The 5,875-nt window shown below is 71.0% G+C and carries 4 protein-coding genes and 1 pseudogene; 3 read left to right on the forward strand and 2 right to left on the reverse strand.

Features of this window, described 5'->3' with window-relative positions; translation table 11 throughout:
• Both KN815_RS45490 and KN815_RS45495 read right to left on the reverse strand, forming a co-directional pair.
• The coding region (locus KN815_RS45490; RefSeq protein ID WP_253209656.1) for a PucR family transcriptional regulator ligand-binding domain-containing protein at nt 1–753 on the reverse strand (753 nt) is incomplete at its 3' end.
• A 45-nt stretch (nt 754–798) separates the two neighbouring features.
• On the reverse strand, nt 799–2,607 hold the full coding sequence (locus KN815_RS45495; protein ID WP_216347660.1) for a glycoside hydrolase family 15 protein: 1,809 nt from the start codon (nt 2,605–2,607) through the stop codon (nt 799–801).
• 420 nt (nt 2,608–3,027) lie between these two features.
• Between KN815_RS45495 and pyrG the strand changes: the two genes are divergently transcribed.
• From pyrG to KN815_RS45510, 3 genes and pseudogenes are all read left to right on the forward strand, one after another.
• Nucleotides 3,028–4,683 carry a CTP synthase gene (gene pyrG, locus KN815_RS45500; protein ID WP_216347661.1) on the forward strand — a complete coding sequence of 552 codons (1,656 nt, stop codon included), beginning with the start codon at nt 3,028–3,030 and terminating at the stop codon, nt 4,681–4,683.
• Between the two features lie 78 nt (nt 4,684–4,761).
• Complete coding sequence (locus KN815_RS45505; RefSeq protein WP_119986741.1) at nt 4,762–5,388, forward strand: NUDIX domain-containing protein; 627 nt, start codon at nt 4,762–4,764, stop codon at nt 5,386–5,388.
• Between the two features lie 197 nt (nt 5,389–5,585).
• Nucleotides 5,586–5,875: pseudogene (locus KN815_RS45510) on the forward strand (hypothetical protein); the annotation flags it as partial.

Consider the following 5,875-nt stretch of genomic DNA (forward strand, 5'->3'; position numbering starts at 1 on the left):
CGCCGGGGGTTCGGGCCGCTCGGCCGCGCGCCGCGCCCGCAGCCCCTCCCACACCTGGAGCGGATCGGCCGCGCCCGCCGGGGGCGTACCGCCCGGCCCCGCCGCGTACAGCAGTTGCCCGTCGGGGGTCTCCAGGAAGACCGGATTGGCCGCGAAGGCGGCGAAGTGGCACAGGATCTCCGGCACCCCGCCGCCGCGCAGCAGCACCTCGGTGGCCTGCCGGTGCACCACATCGGCCTGCCGCAGCAGGGCGTAGTGCGCATTGACGATCTCGGTGTGGATCTCCTCGGTGACCGTCACGAACGGCACCTCGCGGTGGAGTTGCACCAGCGGCAGCCCGCAGGAGCGCGCGGTGTCCACGACCGGTCCCGGCAGGGTGCGGAACCGGGGCCCCAGCTCCACCACCAGCGCCGCGATGCCCCGCTCGGCCAGCCGGCGCACGAAGGCGCGCTGCTCGGCGGGGCGCGACCCGACCCCGATCCCGGTGGTCAGCAGCAGTTCGCCGCCCTTGAGCAGCGCGGCGATATTGGGCACCTCGCCGGCGTGCACCCAGCGCACCGGGCGGTCCAGCAGCTCTTCCCCGGACACCACATCGGGGAGCCCGCGGCGCAGGGCGGGAAGGCCGAGGGCCCGCGCCACGGTGATCGTCCCATGGGGCTCCCCAGGCACCCGCGGCTCATGCGGTTCGCCGGGCACCCGCGGCTCATGCGGCTCCCGCGACTCCTGCGGCTCGTGCGGTTCCTGCGGTTCCATGGTCAGGACGCTCCCCGGGCGGGGCCCTCTTCGCCGGTCAGCGCGCTAGCCGCCGTACGCGCCGGACGCCGTCAGCCGCAGCGCGGTGTCGATCAGCGGCACATGGCTGAACGCCTGCGGGAAGTTGCCCACCTGGCGCTGGTTCTTCGGGTCCCACTCCTCGGCCAGCAGCCCGAGGTCGTTGCGGAGCCCGAGCAGCTTCTCGAAGAGCTTGCGCGCCTCGTCCACCCGGCCGATCATCGCCAGATCGTCGGCAAGCCAGAACGAGCAGGCCAGGAAGGCCCCTTCGTCGCCCTCGAGTCCGTCCACCCCGGCGTCCTCGCCCGCGGTGGGGTAGCGCATGACGAAGCCGTCCTCGGTCGACAGCTCCCGCTGGATCGCCTCGATGGTGCCGATGACCCGCTTGTCGTCCGGCGGCAGAAAGCCCATCTGCGGGATGAGCAGCAGCGAGGCGTCCAGCTCCTTGGAGCCGTAGGACTGGGTGAAGGTGTTGCGCTCGGCGTCGTAGCCCCGCTCGCAGACGTCCCGGTGGATCTCGTCGCGCAGCTCCCGCCAGCGCTCCAACGGCCCGTCCACATCCCCGGATTCGATCAGCTTGACCGTGCGGTCGACCGCGACCCAGGCCATCACCTTGGAGTGCACGAAGTGGCGGCGCGGCCCGCGCACCTCCCAGATGCCCTCGTCCGGCTCGTCCCAGTGCTCCTCGAGGTAGCGGATCAGCTTGAGCTGGAGCACGCTCGCGTAGTCATTGCGCGCCAGGCCCGTCATATGGGCCAGGTGCAGCGCCTCGGTGACCTCGCCGTAGACATCGAGCTGGAGCTGTCCCGCCGCGCCGTTGCCGACCCGGACCGGCTGGGAGTTCTCATAGCCGGGCAGCCAGGTCAGCTCGGCCTCGGCCAACTCCCGCTCGCCCGCGATGCCGTACATGATCTGTAGGTTCTCCGGGTCGCCCGCGACCGCGCGCAGCAGCCATTCGCGCCAGGCGCGCGCTTCCTCGCGGTAGCCGGTGCGCAGCAGCGAGGAGAGGGTGATCGCCGCGTCCCGCAGCCAGGTGAAGCGGTAGTCCCAGTTCCGGACGCCGCCGATGTCCTCGGGGAGCGAGGTGGTGGGCGCCGCGACGATGCCGCCGGTGGGGGCGTAGGTCAGCGCCTTGAGCGTGATCAGCGAGCGGACCACCGCGTCCCGGTAGGGGCCGTGGTACGTGCAGTGCTCGACCCACTCCCGCCAGAACGCCTCGGTGGCCTCCAGCGCGACCTCCGGCTCGGGCAGCGCGGGCGGCTCGTTGTGCGAGGGCTGCCAACTGATGGTGAAGGCGATCCGGTCGCCGGGGCCCACCGTGAAGTCGGAGTAGGTGGTGAGGTCCTTGCCGTAGGTGTCGGCCTCGGTGTCCAGCCAGACGGAGTCCGGACCGGCGACGGCGACGGTGCGGGTGTCCACCCGGTGCACCCACGGCACGACCCAGCCGTAGGAGAACCGCATCCGCAGCGCGGAGCGCATCGGCACCCGGCCGCTGACTCCCTCGACGATCCGCACCAGTTGCGGGGCGCCGTCACGGGGCGGCATGAAGTCGATCACACGGACCGTGCCGCGCGGAGTGTCCCACTCCGATTCCAGCACCAGCGAGTCGCCGCGGTAGCGGCGGCGGTCGGCGGCGGGCGGCCGGCTCCCCGAGGGGACGGCGGGCCCCAGGCGCCAGAATCCGTGTTCCTCAGTGCCCAGCAGACCGGCGAAGACGGCATGGGAGTCGAACCGCGGCAGACACAGCCAGTCGACCGTGCCGTCCCGGCAGACAAGGGCGGCGGTCTGCATATCACCAATCAGTGCGTAATCCTCGATACGCCCGGCCACGTGCATTCCCCATTCGAACGGCCGTACCACCCCGGAGGGCGCTTCTTACGGTCTCGGAAATTCTGACGAGCTCTTGTTCCGGGGGCGTGCTGGTGGTGCCGTGCCGGGTGGCTCGCATGCGTGCGTCCGATGAGGATACGACGGCGGGCGGTGATCCGCTTGAGCCCGTCCACATCGTGGCTTGTATCTCGCGGCCGATCGGGTGGCCAGGTCACGCATGGTGTTCGGGCGATTGCGCAGACCGAACGCGGGAACCAGGTCATCAGCGACCGCTCCGGGGCGCTGATACCCTGGTAGCCCGTGGAGCGGCGGGCACAAAACCCCCGAACCATCAGCGACGGCACCCCCCGAATCCGGAGCGGCCGCCGTACGCAACCCTCACGACGCGACCACGGGAGCCCCCTCTTGGCCATTGCCGCTAAGCCCATGACGACCAAGCACCTCTTCGTCACCGGGGGTGTCGCCTCCTCACTCGGCAAGGGTCTTACCGCCTCCAGTCTGGGGGCCCTGCTGAAGGCGCGCGGTCTGCGCGTCACCATGCAGAAGCTCGACCCGTATCTGAACGTCGACCCCGGCACGATGAACCCCTTCCAGCACGGTGAGGTGTTCGTCACCAACGACGGCGCCGAGACCGATCTGGACATCGGCCACTACGAGCGCTTCCTCGACGTCGACCTCGACGGCTCGGCCAACGTGACCACCGGGCAGGTCTACTCCACCGTAATCGCCAAGGAGCGGCGCGGTGAGTACCTCGGTGACACCGTGCAGGTCATCCCGCACATCACCAACGAGATCAAGCACCGCATCCGGCGCATGGCCACCGATGACGTGGACGTCGTCATCACCGAGGTCGGCGGCACCGTCGGCGACATCGAGTCGCTGCCCTTCCTGGAGGCCGTCCGCCAGGTCCGGCACGAGGTCGGCCGGGACAACGTCTTCGTGGTGCACATCTCGCTGCTGCCCTACATCGGCCCGTCCGGTGAGCTGAAGACCAAGCCCACCCAGCACTCGGTGGCCGCACTGCGCAACATCGGTATCCAGCCGGACGCGATCGTGCTGCGAGCCGACCGCGAGGTCCCGACCTCCATCAAGCGCAAGGTCTCGCTGATGTGCGACGTGGACGACGCGGCCGTGGTCGCCGCCATCGACGCCAAGTCGATCTACGACATCCCCAAGGTGCTGCACTCCGAGGGCCTGGACGCCTATGTCGTCCGCAAGCTGGATCTGCCCTTCCGCGACGTGGACTGGACCCAGTGGGACGATCTGCTGCGCCGGGTCCACCAGCCCGACCACGAGGTCACGGTGGCGCTCGTCGGCAAGTACATCGACCTGCCCGACGCCTACCTCTCGGTCACCGAGGCGCTGCGCGCCGGCGGCTTCGCCAACAACGCCCGCGTCAAGATCAAGTGGGTCACCTCGGACGACTGCAAGACGGCCGCCGGCGCCCGGGACCAGCTCGACGGCGTGGACGCGGTCTGCATCCCCGGCGGCTTCGGCGACCGCGGAGTGATCGGTAAGGTCGGCGCGATCACCTACGCCCGGGAGAACAAGCTCCCGCTGCTGGGCCTCTGCCTCGGACTCCAGTGCATCGTCATCGAGGCCGCGCGCAACCTCGCGGGCATCGAGGGCGCCAACTCCACCGAGTTCGAGCCCGCCACCACCGACCCGGTGATCTCCACCATGGCCGAGCAGCTCGACATCGTCGCGGGCGAGGGCGACATGGGCGGCACCATGCGGCTGGGCATGTACCCGGCCAAGCTGGCCGAGGGCTCGATCGTCCGCGAGGTCTACGACAACCAGCCGTACGTCGAGGAGCGCCACCGCCACCGCTACGAGGTCAACAACTCCTACCGCGGTGAGCTGGAGAAGAAGGCCGGGATCGTCTTCTCCGGCACCTCTCCGGACAACAAGCTCGTCGAGTACGTGGAGTACCCGCGCGAGGTCCACCCCTATCTGGTCGGCACCCAGGCGCACCCCGAGCTGCGCTCCCGCCCGACCCGTCCGCACCCGCTCTTCGCGGGTCTGGTGAAGGCGGCGGTCGAGCGACAGATCGCTGGTCAGACGCGTAGCGCCGGGGCCTGACCGATACGGTTGACGGGGGCGGGCGGCCGGCGCGGCCCGCCCCCGTCAACCGCACGCGGAAAGGACGCTGAGGCAAGCATGCGTATCCAGGACACCCCCGAGGAATGGCCGGTCACCGCCACCGCCACGCCGTTCACCGGCAACAAGACGAGCGTGCGCACCGACGAGGTCGAGATGCCCGACGGCAGCCGGGTCAACCGCGACTACCAGGTCCATCCCGGCTCCGTCGCCATCCTCGCCCTGGACGAGGACGGCCGCGTGATCGTGCTGCGGCAGTACCGGCACCCGGTCCGCCGGCGGCTGTGGGAGATCCCGGCCGGTCTCCTGGACATCCCCGGTGAGAACCCGCTGCACGCCGCCCAGCGGGAGTTGTACGAGGAGGCGCACGTCAAGGCCGAGGACTGGCGCGTCCTGATCGACGTCTACACCTCGCCCGGCGGCTCCGACGAGGCCGTACGGATCTTCCTGGCCCGGGAGATCTCCGCGGCCGAGGGCGAGCGGTTCGAGGTCTCCGAGGAGGAGGCCGACATGGAGCTGGCCCGGGTGTCCCTGGAGGAGCTGGTGCGCGGCGCGCTCGCGGGCGAGCTGCACAACACCTGCCTGGCGATGGGTGCGCTGGCGCTCCAGGCCGCGCTCTCCGGCGACGGTATCGACGCCCTCCGCCCGGCCGACGCCTCCTGGCCGGCCCGCCCCTTCGCGGCGTAGGCCCACGGAGCGGCGCGGGCCCACCGATGCGACACATGGGCCCCACCCGGTCCTGGTGAAGATCCGATGGAGTGATTTTCGGTCGGTGCCATGGGCCTGGAGTGCCGGGTACCTGACGCGGAGTGAACTACGCTCATAGTGGCCCCGGCCGCAGCGGCGCGGCGGGCTCGTAAGCGCAGGTGGACGGGAGTGGGCCCGTGGCGGAGCAGGCGGTCGACACCGAGGGGGAGCCGGCGGCCCCGAGGAAGCGGCAACCGCCGTCCGCCACGCCCGCTTCGTCCACTTCCGGCCGTCCGCCGGAGGCCCGTTCCGACCGTTCACCGCAGGCCCGTTCCGACCGTTCGCCGGAGGGCCGTCCCTCTCGTACGCCGGAGGACCCGGCGCCCTCGTCCGACACCCCGCCGCGGCAGCGCTCCGCGGCCGGGCGCGCGAACGCGCGGGACGGCGGGGTGTGGAGCGGGGCGACCCGGGCCGTGCTGTTCGCGGC

The sequence above is a fragment of the Streptomyces niphimycinicus genome, assembly GCF_018883605.1.
GTDB lineage: Bacteria > Actinomycetota > Actinomycetes > Streptomycetales > Streptomycetaceae > Streptomyces > Streptomyces niphimycinicus.